This is a genomic window from Massilia sp. BKSP1R2A-1 (genome assembly GCF_050586525.1).
Classification (GTDB): Bacteria; Pseudomonadota; Gammaproteobacteria; order Burkholderiales; family Burkholderiaceae_D; genus Telluria.
In genome coordinates, this window is the sequence record NZ_JBOBRE010000002.1 from 235,376 (window position 1) to 255,510 (window position 20,135).

17 protein-coding genes and 1 other RNA gene are annotated in these 20,135 nt (G+C 66.2%); 1 reads left to right on the top strand and 17 read right to left on the bottom strand.

The genetic code is table 11. The features are described 5' to 3' along the window. Positions 1-3 precede the first annotated feature (3 nt). The 11 genes from murC to mraZ are packed head-to-tail and all read right to left on the bottom strand — an operon-like array spanning position 4 to position 12,705. Positions 4-1,392 carry a UDP-N-acetylmuramate--L-alanine ligase gene (gene murC / locus ACQ7JA_RS04325; protein WP_430894870.1) on the bottom strand — a complete coding sequence of 463 codons (1,389 nt, stop codon included), beginning with the start codon at positions 1,390-1,392 and terminating at the stop codon, positions 4-6. Beyond that, positions 1,389-2,462, bottom strand: a complete 1,074-nt coding sequence (gene murG, locus ACQ7JA_RS04330) for an undecaprenyldiphospho-muramoylpentapeptide beta-N-acetylglucosaminyltransferase (protein ID WP_430894872.1) — start codon at positions 2,460-2,462, stop codon at positions 1,389-1,391. The genes murC and murG overlap by 4 nt, the downstream gene beginning before the upstream one ends. After that, the gene (ftsW, locus tag ACQ7JA_RS04335) at positions 2,459-3,676 is read right to left on the bottom strand and encodes a putative lipid II flippase FtsW (RefSeq protein WP_430894874.1); all 1,218 of its coding nucleotides are present in this window, start codon (positions 3,674-3,676) and stop codon (positions 2,459-2,461) included. The genes murG and ftsW overlap by 4 nt, the downstream gene beginning before the upstream one ends. Next, positions 3,676-5,187, bottom strand: coding sequence for a UDP-N-acetylmuramoyl-L-alanine--D-glutamate ligase (gene murD, locus ACQ7JA_RS04340; protein WP_430894876.1), 1,512 nt, complete (start codon positions 5,185-5,187; stop codon positions 3,676-3,678). Before murD ends, ftsW begins: the two co-directional genes overlap by 1 nt. A gap of 4 nt (positions 5,188-5,191) precedes the next feature. After that, positions 5,192-6,361 carry a phospho-N-acetylmuramoyl-pentapeptide-transferase gene (gene mraY / locus ACQ7JA_RS04345; RefSeq protein ID WP_430894878.1) on the bottom strand — a complete coding sequence of 390 codons (1,170 nt, stop codon included), beginning with the start codon at positions 6,359-6,361 and terminating at the stop codon, positions 5,192-5,194. 1 nt (position 6,362) lies between these two features. Further along, positions 6,363-7,733 (bottom strand): UDP-N-acetylmuramoyl-tripeptide--D-alanyl-D-alanine ligase, encoded by a 1,371-nt coding sequence (locus tag ACQ7JA_RS04350; protein ID WP_430894880.1) that lies wholly within the window; start codon positions 7,731-7,733, stop codon positions 6,363-6,365. Next, positions 7,733-9,244, bottom strand: coding sequence for a UDP-N-acetylmuramoyl-L-alanyl-D-glutamate--2,6-diaminopimelate ligase (locus ACQ7JA_RS04355; RefSeq protein ID WP_430894882.1), 1,512 nt, complete (start codon positions 9,242-9,244; stop codon positions 7,733-7,735). The genes ACQ7JA_RS04350 and ACQ7JA_RS04355 overlap by 1 nt, the downstream gene beginning before the upstream one ends. After that, positions 9,234-11,030, bottom strand: coding sequence for a peptidoglycan D,D-transpeptidase FtsI family protein (locus ACQ7JA_RS04360; RefSeq protein ID WP_430894884.1), 1,797 nt, complete (start codon positions 11,028-11,030; stop codon positions 9,234-9,236). The genes ACQ7JA_RS04355 and ACQ7JA_RS04360 overlap by 11 nt, the downstream gene beginning before the upstream one ends. After that, on the bottom strand, positions 11,027-11,299 hold the full coding sequence (gene ftsL / locus ACQ7JA_RS04365) for a cell division protein FtsL (protein ID WP_430894886.1): 273 nt from the start codon (positions 11,297-11,299) through the stop codon (positions 11,027-11,029). The genes ACQ7JA_RS04360 and ftsL overlap by 4 nt, the downstream gene beginning before the upstream one ends. Next, complete coding sequence (gene rsmH, locus ACQ7JA_RS04370) at positions 11,296-12,270, bottom strand: 16S rRNA (cytosine(1402)-N(4))-methyltransferase RsmH (protein ID WP_430894888.1); 975 nt, start codon at positions 12,268-12,270, stop codon at positions 11,296-11,298. Before rsmH ends, ftsL begins: the two co-directional genes overlap by 4 nt. Before the next feature lie 6 nt (positions 12,271-12,276). Further along, positions 12,277-12,705, bottom strand: a complete 429-nt coding sequence (gene mraZ / locus ACQ7JA_RS04375; protein ID WP_159696337.1) for a division/cell wall cluster transcriptional repressor MraZ — start codon at positions 12,703-12,705, stop codon at positions 12,277-12,279. A 475-nt stretch (positions 12,706-13,180) separates the two neighbouring features. On the opposite strand from mraZ, the gene ACQ7JA_RS04380 reads away from it, so the two are divergent. Beyond that, positions 13,181-14,131: an AAA family ATPase gene (locus ACQ7JA_RS04380; protein ID WP_430894891.1), complete on the top strand. Its 951-nt coding sequence runs from the start codon at positions 13,181-13,183 to the stop codon at positions 14,129-14,131. A gap of 6 nt (positions 14,132-14,137) precedes the next feature. Here ACQ7JA_RS04380 and ACQ7JA_RS04385 read toward each other — a convergent pair whose 3' ends face one another. The 6 genes from ACQ7JA_RS04385 to ACQ7JA_RS04410 form a co-directional block, all read right to left on the bottom strand. Then, complete coding sequence (locus tag ACQ7JA_RS04385; protein WP_430894893.1) at positions 14,138-15,430, bottom strand: hypothetical protein; 1,293 nt, start codon at positions 15,428-15,430, stop codon at positions 14,138-14,140. 98 nt (positions 15,431-15,528) lie between these two features. Continuing rightward, positions 15,529-16,053, bottom strand: a complete 525-nt coding sequence (locus ACQ7JA_RS04390; RefSeq protein WP_430894894.1) for a DUF6622 family protein — start codon at positions 16,051-16,053, stop codon at positions 15,529-15,531. 136 nt (positions 16,054-16,189) lie between these two features. Then, positions 16,190-16,438, bottom strand: coding sequence for a hypothetical protein (locus ACQ7JA_RS04395; RefSeq protein WP_430894896.1), 249 nt, complete (start codon positions 16,436-16,438; stop codon positions 16,190-16,192). 18 nt (positions 16,439-16,456) lie between these two features. Then, complete coding sequence (gene glpK / locus ACQ7JA_RS04400) at positions 16,457-17,944, bottom strand: glycerol kinase GlpK (protein ID WP_430894898.1); 1,488 nt, start codon at positions 17,942-17,944, stop codon at positions 16,457-16,459. A 26-nt stretch (positions 17,945-17,970) separates the two neighbouring features. After that, positions 17,971-18,319, bottom strand: an RNA gene (gene rnpB, locus ACQ7JA_RS04405) — RNase P RNA component class A. A 131-nt stretch (positions 18,320-18,450) separates the two neighbouring features. Next, positions 18,451-20,115, bottom strand: coding sequence for a methyl-accepting chemotaxis protein (locus tag ACQ7JA_RS04410; RefSeq protein ID WP_430894900.1), 1,665 nt, complete (start codon positions 20,113-20,115; stop codon positions 18,451-18,453). Positions 20,116-20,135: the final 20 nt, after the last annotated feature.

Genomic DNA, 20,135 nt, shown 5'->3' on the forward strand with positions numbered 1-20,135 from the left:
ATGTTATGCCTTTGCAGTGGTCAGTTGAAGCGGGACGCCGCTGATCGAGCCGGCGCCCATGGTCATGACGACGTCGCCGTCGCGCACCGCGTTCAGGATGGCGGCGGGCATGTCGGCGATCGCCTCGACGAAGATCGGTTCCACCTTGCCGCCGGTACGCAGTGCGCGCGCCAGGGCGCGGCCGTCGGCGGCCACGATCGGCGCCTCGCCGGCCGGGTAGACGTCGGCCAGCAGCAGCACGTCCGGGGTTGCCAGCACCTTCACGAAGTCCTCGAACAGGTCGCGGGTGCGGCTGTAGCGGTGCGGCTGGAAGGCCAGCACCAGGCGGCGGCCCGGGTAGGCGGCGCGCGCGGCGGCCAGGGTGACTTCGGTCTCGACCGGGTGGTGGCCGAAGTCGTCCACCAGGGTGAAGCTGCCGCCGCCGGGGATGGCCACGTCGCCGTAGCGGGTGAAGCGGCGGCCGACGCCACGGAATTCCTGCAGGCCGACGTTGCTTGCCTCGTCCGGGATGCCGATCTCGCGCGCGATGGCGATTGCCGAGCAGGCGTTCTGCACATTGTGCATGCCCGGCTGGTTCAGCACGAACTTCGCATCTGGATAACCCTGCTGGCGCACGGTAAAGTGCATCTGCACGCCATCGGCGTGGGCATCGAGGGCGCGCACTTCGGCGTCTTCCGAGAAGCCGTAGGTCGTCACCGGTTTGGTTACCTGCGGCAGAATGGCGCGCACGTGCGGGTCGTCGATGCACAGCATCACGCGGCCGTAGAACGGCAGGCGGTGGGTGAAGTTCACGAACGCCGCCTTCAGCTTCTCGAAGTCGTGCTCGTAGGTGTCCATGTGGTCGGCGTCGATGTTGGTGATCACCTCGATCATCGGCGACAGGTTCAGGAAGGAGGCGTCGGATTCATCCGCCTCGGCCACGATGTACTCGCCCGAGCCCAGTGCGGCGTTGGCGCCGGCTGCCGTCAGGCGGCCGCCGATGACGAACGTGGGGTCCATGCCGCCGGCGGCCAGCACCGAGGCGACCAGGCTGGTGGTGGTGGTCTTGCCGTGGGTGCCGGCGATCGCGATGCCGCGCTTCAGGCGCATCAGTTCGCCCAGCATGATCGCGCGCGGCACCACCGGCACCTTGGCGGCGCGGGCGGCAACGACTTCCGGATTGGCTTCGTTGACGGCGGTCGAGGTCACGACCACGTTGGCGCCGACCACGTGCTCGGCCGAGTGGCCCGTGTAGACGCGCGCGCCGAGTTCCGCCAGGCGCTGGCTGGCGGCATTGCTCGACAGGTCGGAGCCCGACACCTTGTAGCCCAGGTTGAGCAGCACCTCGGCGATGCCGCTCATGCCGCTGCCGCCGATGCCGACGAAATGGATGTTCTTGATCTTATGCTTCATGCGCCTGCCAATCTTTCAAGTTCATTTGCAATTGCTTCGTTCGCATCGCGCTTGCCGACGCCGTGGGCTGCCTGCGCCATCGCCAGGCAGTCTTCACGGCTGGTCGACAGCAAGAGGCTTGCCAGCCGCTGCGGATTCAGTTCGCCCTGCGGCAGGTACACGGCCGCCTTCTGCCCCGCCATCCAGACCGCGTTGTCGCGCTGATGGCTGGTGGTGCTGGCCACGAAAGGCACCAGCACGCTGGCCACGCCGGCCGCGGTCAGTTCCGACACCGTGATCGCGCCTGCGCGGCAGATCACCAGGTCGGCTTGTCCGTAGGCGGCCGCCATGTCGTCGATGAAGTCGACCACATTCGCTTCGACGCCGGCCTGCGCATACGCGGCGCGCAGGGCCTCGATGTTCTTCTTGCCGGACTGGTGGGTCACGACCGGACGCAAGGTCGGCTCGAGCATCGAGAGGGCCGCCGGCACGCTGTCGTTCAGCACCCTGGCGCCCAGGCTGCCGCCCACCACCAGGATGCGCAGCGGACCCGTACGGCCGGCGAAGCGCTCGCCTGGCGCCGGCAGGTCCAGGATCTGCTGGCGCACCGGATTGCCGGTGACGACTGCTTTGCCCGCCGCCTTGCCGAAGTCCGCCGGGAAGCCGAACAGCACGCGCTGGGCGATCGGGGCCAGGGTCTTGTTCGACAGCAGCAGGGCCGCATCGGCATTCACCAGTGCCAGCGGCACGCCGCGCGAACGCGCCATCATCCCGCCCGGCACCGTCACGTAGCCGCCCATGCCCAGCACCACGCTCGGTGCGCGCTTGGCCAGGTAGCGGCGGCAGCTTACGAAACTGCCGAGCATCTTGAAAGCCCCCGTGATGGTGTGTTTCAGGCCCTTGCCGCGCAGGCCGGCGAAGTCGATGCTGTCCATCGGGATGCCGGCCTTCGGCACCAGGTCCGTCTCCATGCCGTGCGCCGTGCCCAGCCACGAGACCTCCCAGCCGCGCGCGCGCATGGTCTGCGCGATCGCGATGCCGGGGAAGATGTGGCCGCCGGTGCCGGCCGCCATGATCATCAGCTTCTTCATGTGCGGCCTCCACGCATGCGGACACGGTTCTCGTAGTCGATCCGCAGGAGGATCGCGAGGCCCACGCAGTTGAACAGCACGCCCGAGCCGCCGAAGCTCATGAGCGGCAGGGTCAGGCCCTTGGTCGGCAGCAGGCCCAGGTTCACGCCCATATTGATGAAGGTCTGCACGCCGATCCAGATGCCGATCCCTTTCGCGGCGAGGCCAGCGAAGATCTGGTCCAGGGCAATCGCCTGGCGGCCGATGTCGAAGGCGCGTTTCACCAGCCAGTAGAACATGGCGATCACGACCAGCACGCCGGCCAGGCCGAGTTCTTCGCCGATCACGGCCATGATGAAGTCGGTGTGCGCTTCCGGCAGGTAGAACAGTTTTTCCACGCTGCCGCCCAGGCCCACGCCGAAGAATTCGCCGCGGCCGAAGGCGATCAGCGAGTGGGTCAATTGATAAGCCTTGTCCAGCGCATTGCCCTCTTCCCAGGGATCGAGGTAGGCGAACATGCGCGCGCGGCGGAACGGCGACAGGGCGATGATCGACACGAAGATCAGGACCAGCAGCGCGCCGATGCCGCCGAACCAGACGATGTTGATCCCGCCCAGGAACAGGATGCCCATGGCGATGCAGACGATCACGCCGAACGCGCCCAGGTCCGGTTCCATCAGCAGCAGGCCGCCGACCAGGCCGATCGCGACCATCATCGGCAGGAAGCCCTTGGTCAGCTTGTGCATGTATTCCTGCTTGCGCACCGTGAAATCGGCCGCGTACAGGACGGCGGCGATCTTCATGAGTTCGGAGGGCTGCAGGTTCATGACCTTCAGCGGCAGCCAGCGGCGCGCGCCGTTGACCGAGACGCCAATGCCTGGAATCAGGACGATCGCCAGCAGCACCAGGGTGCCGATGAAGAGCAGGGGCGCGTATTTCTGCCACACGGCGATCGGTACCTGGAACACCACGGCGGCGGCGGCCATCGACACGCCGATGTACATCATCTGGCGGTAGAGGAAGTACTCGTTCTTGTCCTGCAGGTACGCGAACTTGGGCGAATCCGGCAGCGCGATCGACGCCGAATACACCATCACGAGGCCGAACAGCATCAGGAGCACGGTGACCCAGACCAGCGGCTGGTCGTAATCCATCATTTTCGACGGACGGCTGCGTTCCGCGATCCTCGCGTCGCTACTCGATCCGGAAAACTTGAATGGAAGCTGGAAGGCCATCAGATCTCCTGCCCCTTTTCCAGTGCGATGTCGCGGACGGCGTCGACGAACACCTGCGCGCGGTGCGCGTAGTTGGTGAACATGTCGAGGCTGGCGCAGGCCGGCGACAGCAGCACGGCGTCGCCGGGACGCGCCAGGCCGCTGGCGCGACGCACGGCTTCCGGCAGGCCCGGGAGGTCGAAGACAGGCACGCCGCTCGGCTCGATCGCGGCGCGCACACTAGGCGCATCGCGGCCGATCAGCAGCACGGCGCGCACGTAGCGCGAGGCCGGGAGCGCCAGCGGCGCGAAATCCTGGCCCTTGCCGTCGCCGCCGGCAATCAGGAGGATCTGCTGGTCTTCGCCCGCGAACGCCTTGCCCAGGCCTTCCAGCGCGGCGACGGTGGCGCCGACATTGGTGCCCTTGCTGTCGTCGTAGAAATCGACGCCGTCGATATTGGCGACCAGTTCGACGCGGTGCGGCTCGCCCGCGTACTCGCGCAGGCCGTGCAGCAGCGGCGCCAGCGGCAGGCCGCAGGCGCGGCACAGGGCCAGCGCGGCCAGCGCATTCGAGGCATTGTGCAGGCCGCGGATCTTGAGGGCGTCGGCCGGCATCAGGCGGTTGACGGTGACTTCCACGGGCGGCGCGCTCTCGCCCTTCTTCAGCTTTTTCAGGGGCTCGTCATCGAGCGCCACGGCATTGGCCAGCCACAGCACGCCGCGCTCGTTGATGAGGCCAAAGCTGTCCGGCTCGGCCGGTTCGCCGGTGCCGAAGGTGAAGGCCGGCGTGTCGATGGCCTTCATCCGCATCACGGTGGCGTCGTCGCGGTTCAGCACGCGGATGGTAGCGCTGCCGAAGATGCGCGCCTTGTCCGCCGCGTAGGCGTCCATGCTGCCGTGCCAGTCCAGGTGGTCCTGGGTCAGGTTCAGGACGGTCGCCGCATCGGCCTGCAGGCTGAAGGTGGTGTGCAGCTGGAAGCTGGACAGTTCCAGCACCCAGGCTTGCGGCAGGTCGTCGCTGTCCAGGCATTCGCGCAGCACGTCCAGCGCCGCCGGGCTGATGTTGCCGGCGACGCGGGTCGACAGGCCGGCGCGGCGGCACAGCAGGCCGGTCAGGCTGGTGACGGTGGTCTTGCCGTTGGTGCCGGTGATGGCGATGACTTTCGGCGTGTATGCGTGTTCGCTGCGCAGGTGCGCGAGGGCCTGGGCGAACAGTTCGATCTCGCCCCACACGGGGATGCCGCGCTCGCGTGCGGCCGGGCTCACCACGGCCAGCTCGCGGTCCGGGGCCAGGCCCGGGCTGACGGCGACGAAATCCACACCCTCGAGCAGGCTCTCAGCGAATTTTCCAGATGCGTCGCCGCCGACAAAATCGGCCGCCGGCACCGCCTGGCGCAGGGCGAACAGGCGCTGCGGCTCGGTACGCGTGTCGGCCACGCGCACGCGCGCGCCGCAACGTGCCAGCCATTGCGCCATCGCCAGCCCGGATTCACCCAGGCCCAGCACCAGTGCGGTTTTGCCTTCGTAGTTCATGCTCTTAGCGCAGCTTCAGGGTAGACAGGCCGATGAGGACCAGCATCATGGTCACGATCCAGAAGCGGACCACGACCTTGGTCTCCTTCCAGCCCTTTTGTTCGAAATGGTGGTGCAGCGGCGCCATCAGGAAGACGCGGCGCCCTGCCCCGTAACGCTTCTTCGTGTACTTGAACCAGGTGACCTGGATGATCACCGACAGGGTTTCGGCCACGAACACGCCGCCCATGATGAACAGGACGATTTCCTGGCGCACGATGACGGCGATGGTGCCGAGCGCGCCGCCCAGCGCCAGCGCGCCGACGTCGCCCATGAACATCTGGGCCGGGTGCGCGTTGTACCAGAGGAAGGCCAGGCCCGCCCCCGCCATTGCGCCGCAGAAGATCAGCAGTTCGCCGGCGCCCGGGATGTAGGGGATGAACAGGTATTTGGAGAAAGTCACGCTGCCGGTGAGGTAGGCGAACAGGCCGAGCGCGGCGCCGACCATCACGGTCGGCATGATGGCCAGGCCGTCCAGGCCGTCGGTGAAGTTGACCGCGTTCGAGGAGCCGACGATGACGCAATAGGTCAGCGCGATGAAGCCCCACACGCCCATCGGGTAGCTGATCGACTTGAAGAAGGGGACGATCAGGTCGGCCTTCGGCGGCAGCGTCATCGAGAAGCCCGACTGCACCCAGGCATAGAAGAGCTGCAGCACCTGCCACGGGTTCGCGGCCGAGACCGAGAACGCCAGGTACAGCGCCGAGGCGATGCCGATCAGCGACATCCAGAAGTATTTCTCGCGCGAGCGCATGCCTTCCGGGTCCTTGTAGACCACCTTGCGGTAGTCGTCGACCCAGCCGACCGCGCCGAAGCCCATGGTCACGACCAGCACCGGCCAGATCAGGCGGTTCGACAGGTCGCACCATAGCAGGGTCGAGATGCCGATCGAGATCAGGACCAGCACGCCGCCCATGGTCGGGGTGCCGTGCTTGGCCAGGTGGGTCTGCGGACCGTAGGTGCGCACGGCCTGGCCGACCTTCATCGCGGTCAGCTTGCGGATCACGGCCGGGCCGCAGATGAGGCCAATGGCGATCGCCGTGATGGTGGCGAACACCGCGCGGAAGGTGATGTAGTTGAAGACGCGCAGCGGACCGATGTAGTCCTGGAAGTATTGGGCGAGCCAGAGAAGCATGTTAGTGGGCGTCCTTGTTAGGTTCAGTTGATCCGGTCAGGTGCTGGACCACGCGCTCCATCTTCATGAAGCGCGAGCCCTTCACCAGCACAGTCGCGTTGCTATTGCCGCCCAGTGTTGAATCCAGTGCTGCCAATAATGCGTCGAACTGCTCGTAATGCCGTGCTCCCGACGCCGCCATGCTGCGCGTGAGTTCGCCGGTGGCGAGCACGTGCTCGATGCCACGCTGCTGGGCGTAGGCACCGACTTCTTCGTGAAACTCTTTACCTTGGGTGCCGACTTCGCCCATGTCGCCCACCACCAGGATGCGCGGGGCCGGATAGGCCGCCAGCACGTCGATCGCGGCGCGCATCGAGTCCGGGTTGGCGTTGTAGCTGTCGTCGATCACGGTCGCGCCGCTCGCGGCCTGCTTGCGCTGCAGGCGGCCGCCGACCGGGGCGAAGGATTCCAGGCCGCGCACAATCGCGTCCTGGGGAATGCCGGCCGCCAGGGTGCTGGCGATCGCCGCCAGCGCATTGCGGACATTGTGGTCGCCGGCCGCGGCCAGCTCCACCGTGAATTGCGCGCCGCGCGCGCTGACCTGCAGCGTATTACCGAAGCCGTTCGAGGCGTAGGTGGCGCGCACGTCGCAGGCCTCGCTCAGGCCGAAGGTCAGCACATCGCATTGCGCCAGGCCGCGCCACAGCTCCGTATATGCATCGTCGCCGGGGAACACGGCCACACCGTTCCGGTCCAGTGCTTCGAGCACGGAACCGTTCTCGCGCGCCACCGCTTCCACGGTGTGCATGAATTCCTGGTGCTCGCGCTGGGCGTTGTTGACCATCGCGACCGTCGGCTGGGCGATGGCGGCCAGGCGGGCGATCTCGCCCGGGTGGTTCATGCCCATCTCGATCACGGCGGCGCGGTGCTGGCTGCCCAGGCGGAACAGGGTCAGCGGCACGCCGATCTCGTTGTTCAGGTTGCCCTGGGTGGCCAGGCGCGCGTCCTCGCCGAAGGCGGCGGCCAGGATCGCGGAGATCATCTCCTTGACCGTGGTCTTGCCGTTCGAGCCGGTCACGCCGATGACCGGGATCGCGTGCTGGACGCGCCAGCTGTTCGCGATGCGGCCCAGCGCCACCAGGGTGTCCGGCACCACGATGGCCGGCAGGGTCCAGCCTTCCGGCAGTGCGTGCACGACCACTGCGGCCACGCCGCGGCCCGCGACCTGCTCGAGGAAGCTGTGCGCGTCGAAGGTCTCGCCTTTCAGGGCGACGAACAGTGCGCCGGCGGGCGCAGTGCGGCTGTCGGTCGACACGCCATCGAATGCGACGTCGCCGCCCACCAGCTGTGCGCCAGGAATCGCGGCGACGAGTTGTGCCAGGGTAGCGCGCATCAATGCGTCCTCATCATGGTGAGCCGCGCGGTCAGTGCCAGCGAAGCATGGTCGGCGTCCGAGAATGGAATCTTCTTGCCCTTGATTTCCTGGTAGGGTTCGTGGCCCTTCCCTGCCAGCAGGATCACGTCCTGCTTGCCGGCGTTCTTCACGGCCAGCAGGATCGCGGTCGCGCGGTCTTCCACCGCCTGGTAGTCCTTGTCCATCCCCGCCACGATCTGCGCGATGATGCGCGCAGGGTCTTCGCTGCGCGGGTTGTCGCTGGTGACCAGCACGTGATCGGCGCTTTCCGCAATCTTGCCCATCTGCGGGCGCTTGCCCGGATCGCGGTCGCCGCCGCAGCCGAATACGCACCACAGGTCGCCGCCGCGCTCAATGGCTACCTGGCGCAGCGCGGCCAGGGTCTTCTCCAGCGCGTCCGGCGTATGCGCGTAGTCGATCACGACCATCGGCGCATCCTGGCCGCCGACCTGCTGCATGCGGCCCGGGGCCGGGGTCAAGGCTTCGATGGCCTCGACCGCGTTCTTCAAGGGCACATCGCGCGCCAGCAGCGCGCCCAGCACCGCCAGCGCATTGCTGACGTTGAAGTGGCCGACCAGCTGGGTCTTCACCAGCGCCGAACCGGCCGGCGATTCGAGCTGGAACTCGGTGCCCGCATTGCGGCTGCGGATACTCACTGCGCGCAGCACGTGCACGCCGTCGATGGCCGCCTCGTCCCTGAGCGTGTAGCCCATCACGGGCATGGCCGCGAAGTTCGTGCGCAGGTGCGCCACCAGGCGCTGGCCTGCCGGATCGTCCAGGTTGACGACGGCGGCGCCCAGCTTCGGCCACTCGAAGAGCTTGACCTTGGCCGCCTCGTAGTTCGCCATGTCGCCATGGAAGTCGAGGTGGTCGCGGGTCAGGTTGGTGAAGATGGCGACGTCGAAATGCATGCCGGCGGTACGTTCCTGTACCAGGCCGATCGACGAGACTTCGATGGCCAGCGCACTGGTCCCCTGCGCGCGCAGGTCGGCGAGGGTCTGCGCCAGCAGCACCGCGTCCGGCGTGGTGTAGCCGGTGGCATCGAAGCCCGGTTCCGCCCTGCCCTTGACCAGGCCGACGCCCAGGGTGCCGACGATGGCGGCGGTCTCGCCAAGGCGCGCCAGCGCCTGGGCGGTCCACACCGCGATCGAGGTCTTGCCGTTGGTGCCGGTGACGCCCACGGTGAACATGCCGCTGTCGGGCTGTTCGAGCACGGCATGGGCGATCGGGCCCGCAAGCTTCTTCAGTCCGGGCACGCCGCGGTGGGCCACGCCATGCGCGGGATCCCATTCGTAGTCCTGGTCGTCGTACACGACGGCGGCGGCGCCGGCGGCGATCGCCGCGCCGATGAATTTGCGTCCATCGGCGGCATCGCCCGGGTAGGCGAAGAACACGTCGCCCGGTTTCACGCGGCGCGAGTCGGAAACGAGAATGCCGCCCTGGGCGGCGGCGCGGATCCACGCGATGATGTCGTTCAGGTCAAGCGCCATCTATGCTCTCCTCAACGGGCTCTTCTGGAATGATGATGTCTGTGATCGACGAGTCGGGCGGCACGTTCGCGGCCCGCAAGGCATTCGCCGCCAGGTCCGCCGCGGTCGGCGCGGCCACGCTGCCGCCGGTGCGCAAGGCCCCGCGCGGGTTGTCGATCATGACGGCGATGATGAAGCGCGGCTTGGACATCGGCGCGATGCCGACGAAGTAGCCGATGTTGTCGGTGCGCGAGTAGCGGCCGTTGACGATCTTCTCGGCGGTGCCGGTCTTGCCGCCGACGCGGTAGCCGGGTACCTGCGCCTTCGAGGCGGTGCCTTCCGGGCTCACCACGGATTCGAGCATGGTGCGCACCTGGGCCGCGGTCTTCGGCGAGATCACCTGCTGGCCGACCGGCTTTTCGTCCACTTTCAGGAAGGACAGCGGAATGATGTCGCCGTTGCGGGCGAAGATCATGTAGGAGCGCGCCATCTGCAGCAGCGAGACCGACAGGCCGTGGCCGAAGGCCATGTTGGCGTATTCGATCGGCTTCCACGATTTCCATGGACGCACGCGGCCGGCGGTGGCGCCCGGGAAGCCGAAGCGCGGCGCCTGGCCGTAGCCCAGCTTGGTGTACATCTCCCACATCTCCTGGGCCGGGATCATCTGCGAGATCTTCACCACGCCGATGTTCGAGGATTTCTGGATGATGCCGCCCACGGTACGCACGCCGTAGTTGTGGGTGTCGCGGATGCGCTTGCCCGTCACGGTCATGTAGCCGGGCGAGACGTCGAACACGGTGTCCGGCGTGATGCGCTTGGTCTCGAGGCCGAGCGCCACCGTCACCGGCTTGATGGTGGAGCCGGGTTCGAAGGTGTCGGTGATGACGCGGTTGCGCAGCTGGGCGCCGGTCAGGTTCTTGCGGTCGTTCGGGTTGTAGGTCGGGTAGTTGGCCATGGCCAGCACTTCGCCGGTCTCCACGTCCAGCACCACGGCGCCGCCGGCCTGGGCGTTGAACTTCTCGACCGCGTTCTTCACGCTGTTGAAGGCGATGTACTGCAGCTTGCTGTCGACCGACAGGGTCACGTCCTTGCCCTGGTAGGGTTCACGGATGATGCCCTGGTCCTCGGCGATATGGCCCAGGCGGTCCTTGATCACGCGGCGGCTGCCCGGGACGCCCATCAGGGCCTTCTGGTGGAACAGCTCGATGCCTTCCTGGCCCACGTCCTCGACGTTGGTGAAGCCGACCAGGTGGGTCATCACTTCGCCCTGCGGGTAGAAGCGCTTGTATTCCTTGCGGGTGTCGAGGCCTTCGAGTTTGAGTTTCTCGATCTCGGCGATGACCGGCATCTCGACCTGGCGCTTCAGGTAGACGAAGGTGCGGTCCGAATCGAGTTTCCTGCGCAGTTCGGATTCCGGCATCTCGAGCAGGCGCGCCAGCGCCGTGATCTTCTCGGACGGGTTCTTCAGCAGGTCTTCGGGAATCGCCCACACGGCCTTGACCGGCAGCGACGACGCCAGCACGGCGCCGTTGCGGTCGGTGATTTTGCCGCGCGTGGCCGGCAGTTCCAGCGTGCGCTCGTAGCGGCTCTTGCCCTGCTTTTGCAGGAACTGGCTCGACATGCCCTGCAGCCAGAGCGCCTTCGCGGCCAGGGCCGCGAAGGCAGCGAACAGCGCGAACAGCACCAGGCGCGAACGCCAGTTCGGCACGTTCACGGCCAGCACGGGGCTCTTCGAGAAGGCCACGCCCTTCGAGGCCGCGACGCGCGAGGTGGCGCGCCTTTCGGCGCGGTTGGCGTTCCAGTTCATCGGGCGCCTTCCGTCAGGTACTGGGTACGCGCCGGGGTGAGCGGCGCCATGTTCAGACTGGCGCGCGCGATCTGTTCGATGCGCTCGTTCTTGCCGAGCGTGGACTGGTCGAGCTGGAGCTGGGCCCAGTCGATCTCGAGCTGGCGCGACTGCTGCTGCAGGCGCTCCAGTTCGATGAGCAGGTGGCGCGCCTGGTAGCGCGCGTTCACCACGGAAAGCGCGCAGCCCACCACGGCGACCGCCAGCACGGCGTTCAGCTTGGCGCTCACTTGGCGCCTCCGATGCGTTCGGCCACGCGCAGCACCGCCGAACGGGCGCGCGGATTCGCGTCCACCTCGGCGCTTGAGGCCTTGATCTTGGCGATGAGCTTCATCTGCGGTTGCGGCAAATCGGCAGCGCGGATCGGCAGCCGGCGATCCGGCTGCGCGACCTTGGCCTTGGACGCCAGGAACTGCTTGACCATGCGGTCTTCCAGCGAGTGGAAGCTGATCACGGACATGCGCGCGCCCGGCGCCAGCATGGCGTAGGCGGCGTTCAGGCCTGCTTCGAGGTCCTCAAGCTCCTGATTGATGAAAATCCGGATAGCCTGAAAGGTCCGGGTTGCCGGATCCTTGCCCTTCTCGCGGGTTTTGACCGCGCCTGCCACGATTGAGGCAAGCTCTCGTGTGGTCGAAATTGGCTGGATTGCCCGGCGAGCAACAATCGCCTTTGCAATCTGAAAAGCAAACCGCTCTTCTCCATAATCTCGAATAACCTTTTCCAATTGTTGTTCCGCCGCGGTGGCCAGCCATTCGGCCGCCGACATCCCGCGCGTGGTATCCATGCGCATGTCGAGGGGGCCATCCTGGCGGAAACTGAATCCGCGGGTGGCGTCGTCCACCTGGGGCGACGAAATACCAAGGTCCAGCAAGATGCCGTCCACCTGGCCGATGCCGCGCGCGGCAAGCGCGTCGGTCATCGTGGCAAAACTGTCATGCACGATCGTGAAACGGGTATCTTCCACCGCCTCGGCGGTGGCAATTGCCTGTGGGTCCTTGTCGAACGCCACCAGGCGGCCCTGCGCGCCCAGCCTGGACAGGATCAGGCGGCTGTGCCCGCCCCGGCCGAACGTGCCATCTATATAAGTACCGTCGGCGCGCGCACCGATCAGGTTGAGCGCGTCGACCGCTTCGTCAAGCAGCACCGTCCGGTGCTGATACTCAGGGACCTTCGTTCCCGGCACCGTCTTTGTTTCCGTCATGGCGCCTCAGAAGGAGAAATTGGAAAGGACATCGGGCATGCCGCCGGCGACTGCCTCGGCTTCGCTCTCGGCGAGCTTGGCGGCATCCCAGATTTCGAAATGCGTGCCCATGCCCAGCATCATGACTTCCTTCTCCAGACCCACGGCGGCGCGCAGCTCGGGTGAAATCAGTACCCGGCCGGCGCTGTCCAACTCGACATCGCACGCGTTACCAAGGAAAATGCGCTGCCACGCACGGGCCGACATCGGCCACGATGCGATCTGCTCGCGGTGTTGTTCCCACACGGGACGGGGGAAGAACAGCAGGCAGCCGTGCGGGTGTTTCGTCAGCGTCATGCGGCCCTCGCACTGGACCGCAAGGGCGTCACGATGCTTTGCCGGAATCGACATCCTTCCCTTCGCATCGAGATTGATCGCTGACGCGCCCTGGAACACGTATTTACCTAGCTTTGGAGAGTTATCAACTTAGTATTGTTTTAGCGCCTGGGGTTCCGAAAATCCCCCACAAATCGACACTTTTTCACACTGTTTCCCACTTTATTGGAATCAAGATTGGTGGTCAAGCGAATTCACGCTTGAGAAAACCGAAATTTACTAATGAAACCAAGGACTTAGCGGTGCGTGTTAACCTGATGTCAACCTAAAATGTCTCCTAAATCAGTCACTTAGGAAACGGAGTGAAGGTTCCACCTCACTTGTATGGACAATAAATACCTTGATCTGCGTCAGCCGCGCTCGTCTTGTTTACACATGGAAATTAAAGTTTCCAAGCAGAATTGCCTGATTTGAAAATTGCGGGGCTCGGCAGGAAGCGTTAGGATCGGGACAAGGCGATGACCTATCCCGCTTCGATGGCCCGCTCGGCGGGATGGCAGCCGGTTGGGAGCGGGCGTGCTGTCAAGGAGTCGCCGTGAGCATCACCCTCGCCCATACCTGCGCGGTCTACGACCTGATCGAAGTTCAGGAAGCGCTGGACCGCAGCCGCGGCCGATCCCCGGAGCTCGAAGCGTTCTACGAACGCATGCTGGAAACCGGGGCCGACCGTTTCGTCACCACCCCCTCTTCCATCGACGCCCTCGATCCCCTGTTCGAGGAATGCCCGAACTTCGACGAAGTCCTGGACGACCTCGCGCGCTACCTGCGCCTCGCGCATGCGGGGAACAAGGGCTTCAACGTCATGCCCATCCTGCTGCTGGGCGGACCGGGCGTCGGGAAAACCCACTTCGCCAAGCGCCTGGCCCGGGTCATGCAGACCGAGTGCGAGCTGATCAGCATGAACGCCCTGTCGGCCGGCTTCGTCATCACCGGCAGCTCGGCCAGCTGGCGCGGCGCGAAGTGCGGCAAGGTGGCCGAGCGCCTGGTGCGCGGGAAGTATGCGAACCCGGTGGTGGTGCTGGACGAGGTGGAAAAGGCGACCGGCTCCTCGCAGTCCGATCCCCTGGCCGCCCTCTATCAATTACTGGAGCCGGAAACCTCGAAGGCCTTCCGCGACGAATTCATCGACGTCGACCTCGACGCCAGCCGCATCTTCTGGGTGCTGACCGCGAATTCGACCGAAGGGATCCCGGCGCCGCTGCTCAACCGCATGGCGGTCTACGAGGTGCCGCCGCCCACGCCCGAACAAGCGGCCGGCATCGCCCGGCGCATGGTCCGGGGCCTGGTGCGGGAGATGAACCTGTCCGGCTTCGACGATGCGCTGGAGGACGCGGTGCTCGACAAGCTGGCGCCCGTGTCGCCGCGCGACTTGCGCAAGACGCTGCTCGACGCCCTGGGCTACGCGGTGGCCGATGGGCGCGGGCACGTGACAACTGCCGACATCCGGCTGCGGCCGATGCCCAGCAAGGGGCGGATCGGATTCTGAAACTGGCTATTCCTCGTAGCCGAAGCGGAATTGCCCATCAGGCAGCATCAGTGACGCTGCCGGCTTGCCGGCCTCCACCATGACCTGATCGACCGGGATGGCGCCTTCGCCGTCACCGGCATGGAAGGCCTGGATCAGCCGGCGACCGTTTGCGGGCAGCAGACCGGCGGGCACAGGATGCGGCTTCAGACCCGCCTGGCGTTCCATCCATAACGGACGGCCATGCGGACCATGCGCTGTCTCGTCAGGATGGAAGACCTGCATGTCATAGCCCGGGCGGCTGCTATCCAGCACATAGCCGCGACTGGCCGTCTTGAACACGACGGGCTTGCCTGGCGCAAAGCGCTGCATCGCCGCGCGGTAGCGTGGAAGGTCCACGCGGACGTCGCCGCGACCGTACATCGACGCCTGGTCGATTGTCAGCGGATCGAGGCCGGTACTTTCCTTGAGTACGGTTGCGACGGTCGTGTACCCGTTTGGGCCAGCCTTCGGCATCTCCTGGGCATGGCCGTAGCCGACATACATGAACACCTTCGCCTCGGGATTCTTGGAAAAGATGCGTTCCACAAGATTGCGGGCGGCGCCGACTTCGCGCAGACGGCTGCGTTCCGCCGGCGTGCTGGCTTCGGTCGATACATGGTCGTACGCGACAAAGGTCCAGCCGTCGCGAATTGCGCTGCGCACGAAACTGGCGTACATCGGCTCGCGCACATAAAAACCATCAACCTGCCGGGGCGTGGCGGGGTGAGCCGGGACGCCTGGAGCGAAGGCCTCTGCCGCCAGATAGGTATAGCCGATCTTGCGCAGTTCACTCGCCAGCCTGGACGCGAACACACGGTGCACCGGAACATGGTGAGCCTCGTTCAGGATGACGATCCGGCGGTTGCGCGCCTCTCTCACGATGGCCTGCACCGCGTCGTCCGGCACCACGGTGTCCAGTTCCCCGCTCTTCGAAGCGGCATGACGCGACAATGCCCCGTCGGCGATGTCGAACCACACGGATGCCTGAGCCGCCCCGGTCGCATCTCCGGCGAGAGAACGCATGGTGCGCAGGCGGTCAAAATGCGCACGATGGGTCTTGGCAAAGGTGACTTGCTCTTCCGGCTGCATCGCTTCCAGCCTGGCAAACACCGCCGGTGCCCCGATGCGGCTTTCGGACTCGTTGATCATGCCGAGATAGGAAAACTTTGCCGGCGCGGCCGTGACTCCGGGCGCCGCCGCCCCGGCCGACTGGCATATGAACAAGCTTGCGAACAGTAGAGGAAGCTTCCCATCCGTCACCGATTTCGTCCCGCGCATCGCCGTCTCCCCGAGTAGTCTGGCGCCCATCATGTCACTGGCCGAATGGACCAAAACTCTCGAAAAATCACTTTAAGCAGAGACTAAGCCGCGAATCCTCAGACTGCGAGGCCTCCTTCGGCCGCACAGACACCGGGCCCACGCCGGCTGGACGCGATATCGAGCGCCAGCTGGCCAAGAAGATAGCCATTGCATAGTCCGAGCAAGCCGCATGCCGCAGCCGCGAACGGGACCTTGTCCGCCAGCCCGGGCTGGATCGCCAGCGCCACGGCCAGCGCATACTTGATCGTGAAGACGGCCATCATGAGCGCCAGCGGCGCCCAGCTGCCACGGACGCGGACGGTGCCGGGGACGGCGCCGGCACTGGTGCTGCTCGCACCAAACCGCACGCGCTGCAGCACAATGGCGGCGGCGGCAAGCGTCCATGCTTCCATCGCCACGCTCGCGATGCCGAACTGGCTCGCGATGGCCTGCAGCGACAGCGCCAGCATCAGGACGGGAATCACCAGCATTCGGCCAAAGGCGATCTCGCGCTCGCGCGAGGCGAGCACGCCGCGGTAAATCAGGAAGGCGAGGATTGCCCAGACGTAGATGGGAGTGTGGGTGACGATCTGAAACAGCATGGCCGGCTCCGCGAAAGTAGAAGTGGACCTACTGTAGCGAGCCCGCGCGAGCGGATTGGCGGCTTGCGACGAAACGGCGCCGGGAAGCGCGAAATGCACGGGAAGGTCGCCAGTTGCAGCGCCCTCTGCCTTCTGCCTAGCGCTCTCCGGTCGGGAAGCGTCCGGGAGGTTCGCCCTTGCGCGAGCCGATCAGCATCAGGATGACGGCCAGCACAAAGGTGTAGGCAACGAAGTAGTGTGCGCCATGGGGCATCAGTACGACGCCGCCGCCGATCAGCAGGATGAAGAAGGCGATATAGACCAGCCGGCCCTGCCAGGTGAGCGGCTGCCCCCATCCCCAGCCAGTGCCCGGCGGCTTGGCCGCGAACCAGTATTTCTGCGTCATGACGTCCCCTTTCATTTTCTAGTTGCTACCCCATAGCTTCGCATGCTCGACCGCCCGCGTCCAGCGCGCCATCAGGGCCGCGCGCCGGTCCGCGTCCATGGCCGGCTCGAAGCGCTTCTCTACCTGCCATTGGCGTTCGATGCTCTCCACCGATTCCCAGAAGCCGACCGCCAGTCCGGCGAGATAAGCCGCGCCCAGGGCCGTGGTTTCGAGGACGCGCGGCCGCACCACCGGCACGCCCAGCAGGTCGGCCTGGAACTGCATCAGGAGGTCGTTGCGTGCGGCCCCGCCGTCGGCGCGGATCTCGGTGACCGCGCAGTCGGCATCCTTCTGCATGGCCGCCAGCAGCTCGGCGCTCTGGTAGGCGATCGCCTCCACCGCCGCGCGGGCGATGTGGGCGGACGTCGTCCCACGCGTCATGCCGATGATGGTGGCGCGCGCATGCTGGTCCCAGTGCGGCGCGCCGAGGCCGGTGAAGGCCGGCACCAGCAGCACGCCGCCGCTGTCCGGCACGCTGGTGGCCAGCGCCTCGACGTCCGACGAGGCCTTGATGATGCCGAGGCCGTCGCGCAGCCACTGCACCGTGGCGCCGCCCATGAAGACGCTGCCTTCCAGCAGGTAGTCGATGGCGCCACCCACGGTCCAGCCGACGGTCGAGAGCAGGCGGTTGTGCGACACGGGCGGCTTGCCGCCCGCATGCATCAGCATGAAGCAGCCGGTGCCGTAGGTGTTCTTGACCAGGCCCTTGCGGTGGCAGGCCTGGCCGAAGGTGGCGGCCTGCTGGTCGCCCGCGATGCCGGCGATCGGGATGGCGTGGCCGAACCATTCTTTGCCTGCCAGCCCGACCGTTTCGGAGCTGGCCACGACCTCGGGCAGCAGCGCCGCCGGAATATCGAACAGCGCCAGCAGTTCCTCGTCCCAGCGCAAGGTGTGGATGTTGAACAGCATGGTGCGGGCGGCGTTGCCGGCGTCGGTGACGTGACGTCCGCACAGGCGGTAGACCAGCCAGCTGTCGACGGTGCCGAAGGCCAGTTCGCCGCGCGCGGCGCGGACCCGGGCGCCGGGCACGTGCTCGAGCAGCCATTGCAGCTTGGTCGCGGAAAAATAGGCGTCGACTTCGAGGCCGGTGTGCTGCTGGATGAAGGCCGCCTTGCCTTCCGCCCGCAGGCGGTCGCAGGCATCCGCCGTGCGCCGGTCCTGCCAGACGATGGCGCGGGCGACCGGCTCTCCCGTCGCACGGTCCCACAGCACGGTGGTCTCGCGCTGGTTGGCGATGCCGATGGCGGCCAGCCGGGATGCGTCGATACGGGCTTGCTGGAGCGCTTCGCGCGCGCAGGCGAGCTGGCTATGCCAGATGTCGAGCGCATCGTGCTCGACCCAGCCGGGTTGCGGAAAATGCTGGGGATATTCGTGCTGGCTGCTCGCGACCGGCCGCCCTTCGTGGTCGAAGACGATGGCGCGCGAGCTGGTGGTGCCCTGGTCGAGCGCCAGGATGTATTTCTGCATCGTAGCCTCCACCCGGGAGAGAATTCATGTAAAGCAGGCCGATAGGCCGGATTCTGTGTAGTGGTTTCCCTTGCGGGACGCCCCTATGACAGCCATTCCTCTAGGCGCTGGATTACTCCAGCGCTCAAGCTTCCTACCCGCACGCTCCGCGAGCAACATCAACGCGTGCCTATTTGGAATTGCTCCAGGTGGAGGTTACCGCGTTTCACCGTAACTGAATACGCTCGTCTCTGTGGCCCTATTCCTCGCCTTATACCCGAACTTTCACCCGGGCTTTCAGCGGACGGCCGTTAACCGTCACCCTGCTCTGTGGAGTCCGGACCTTCCTCCCGCCATCACCCGAAGATGACGGCCAGCGGCTGTCTGGCCTGCTTCACGGCCGACATTGTAACCGATGCGGGCCTCGCTCCGGCCGTTTCGTGCGCAAGCCGGCGGCCCGCAGCGCAGTCTTCGCACCGGTTTGCGCCGCCCGGGAGGTCGGAACGACGTCACCAGCCCGCCGCTCTTCAGGCGTGCGCCATCGGCGCGGACAGGACCGGAGCGGCGAATCCGCCGGAAGCGGTCCGCCCCCGGGATACCGGGCCCTGCTTCGCCGCAGCACGCTGCGCGCCGTCGAGCTTGAAGACGCCGACCAGGCCGGCGAGGTGCGCGGCCTGCCCCTGCATCGAATCGCACGCCGCGGCGGCTTCTTCGACCAGCGCGGCGTTCTGCTGCGTGACCTGGTCCATTTCGGCGACCGCCTGATTGATCTGCTCGATGCCGCAGGTCTGCTCGCGGCTCGCCGTCGAGATCTGCTCGATGATGAGCGTCACCTGGCGCACGCTCTCGACGATGTCGTTCATGGTGGCGCCCGCATGGGTCACCAGCTTGCTGCCGATCTCGACCTTGTCGACCGAGTCGCCGATCAGGAGCTTGATCTCTTTCGCGGCGCTGGCCGAACGCTGCGCAAGCAAGCGCACCTCGCTCGCGACCACGGCGAACCCGCGTCCCTGCTCGCCCGCGCGCGCGGCCTCGACCGCCGCATTCAGGGCCAGGATGTTGGTCTGGAAGGCGATGCCGTCGATGACGGCGATGATGTCGACGATCTTGCGGGAAGCGTCGTTGATCTGTCCCATGGTCTCCACCACCTCGTGGATCGCTTCGCCTCCCTTGACAGCCACCGCGGTCGCCTTCCCTGCCAGCCGGTTCGCTTCCAGCGCATTGTCCGCATTCTGCTTCACGGTGGCCGTGAGCTCCTCCATCGAGGACGCGGTTTCCTCCAGCGAACCGGCTTGCTGCTCGGTGCGCGACGAGAGGTCGAGGCTGCCCGCCGCCACCTGCGCCGATGCGGTGCTGATCGACTCGGCGCCGCTGCGCACCTGGCCGACGATGCGCGCCAGGCTGTCGCGCATCTGCTTCATCGCGTACAGCATGCTTGCCTGGTCGCCGGCCCTGGTTTCGATCGCGACGCCCAGGTCGCCGGCGGCGATCAGGCTGGCGATACGCGCGGCTTCGCGCGGCTCGCCCCCCAGCTGCCCGGTCAGATCGCGGGTAATCAGCATGCCCAGAGCAATGCCGGCGATGCCGCTGCAGACGGTCAGCGCCAGCATGAGGGCGCGGGCCGACCGGAAGGTTTGCGCGCCTTCCTCGGCGGCCGCCCGGGCCCGCGCTTCCTTTTGCAGCGCCAGGCGCGACAGCAGGTCGTCGAGGACATCGGCACGCTGGCGCGTTTGCGCCAGGGCCTGGGTCAGCGCCTCGCTGCGCTGGCTCAGCGGCTCCCTGTCCTCCAGCGCGAACACGCGCGCCATCTCGGCCTCGTATTCCTTGGCGGTGGACGCATACTGGGCAAACAGCTGCCTGGCCTCGGCGGTGACGAATAGCCGCTGCGCCTTGTCGAGGTTCGCGTCGATTTCCGCCATGTGCTTGCGCACGTTGGCCAGGTGGCCTGCACGTTCCTGGTGGGTGGTGGCCAGCAGGTAGTTCCCGCGTGCCCGGCCGACATAGACCAGGTTGACGTTGGCTTCCTTGATATAGGAAAGTCCCATGAGCTCGCGCTCATACATATTGCCCGCCATCTCGTTGATCTTGCTCATGTTGAATAGTCCTGCCAGCGCCACCGCGCTGCCGAACAGGACCAGGAGGAGAAACCCGCCGAGCAGCTTGCTGCCCACTTTCCAATGTTTGAACGTCATGCCTCTTCCTTTCATTATTA

Coding starts and splice junctions, on each gene's coding strand:
- murC (WP_430894870.1), bottom strand. CDS start 1,392: ATGAAGCATAAGATCAAGAACATCCATTTCGTCGGCATCGGCGGCAGC.
- murG (WP_430894872.1), bottom strand. CDS start 2,462: ATGAAGAAGCTGATGATCATGGCGGCCGGCACCGGCGGCCACATCTTC.
- ftsW (WP_430894874.1), bottom strand. CDS start 3,676: ATGGCCTTCCAGCTTCCATTCAAGTTTTCCGGATCGAGTAGCGACGCG.
- murD (WP_430894876.1), bottom strand. CDS start 5,187: ATGAACTACGAAGGCAAAACCGCACTGGTGCTGGGCCTGGGTGAATCC.
- mraY (WP_430894878.1), bottom strand. CDS start 6,361: ATGCTTCTCTGGCTCGCCCAATACTTCCAGGACTACATCGGTCCGCTG.
- ACQ7JA_RS04350 (WP_430894880.1), bottom strand. CDS start 7,733: ATGCGCGCTACCCTGGCACAACTCGTCGCCGCGATTCCTGGCGCACAG.
- ACQ7JA_RS04355 (WP_430894882.1), bottom strand. CDS start 9,244: ATGGCGCTTGACCTGAACGACATCATCGCGTGGATCCGCGCCGCCGCC.
- ACQ7JA_RS04360 (WP_430894884.1), bottom strand. CDS start 11,030: ATGAACTGGAACGCCAACCGCGCCGAAAGGCGCGCCACCTCGCGCGTC.
- rsmH (WP_430894888.1), bottom strand. CDS start 12,270: ATGACGGAAACAAAGACGGTGCCGGGAACGAAGGTCCCTGAGTATCAG.
- ACQ7JA_RS04385 (WP_430894893.1), bottom strand. CDS start 15,430: ATGCGCGGGACGAAATCGGTGACGGATGGGAAGCTTCCTCTACTGTTC.
- ACQ7JA_RS04390 (WP_430894894.1), bottom strand. CDS start 16,053: ATGCTGTTTCAGATCGTCACCCACACTCCCATCTACGTCTGGGCAATC.
- ACQ7JA_RS04395 (WP_430894896.1), bottom strand. CDS start 16,438: ATGACGCAGAAATACTGGTTCGCGGCCAAGCCGCCGGGCACTGGCTGG.
- glpK (WP_430894898.1), bottom strand. CDS start 17,944: ATGCAGAAATACATCCTGGCGCTCGACCAGGGCACCACCAGCTCGCGC.
- ACQ7JA_RS04410 (WP_430894900.1), bottom strand. CDS start 20,115: ATGACGTTCAAACATTGGAAAGTGGGCAGCAAGCTGCTCGGCGGGTTT.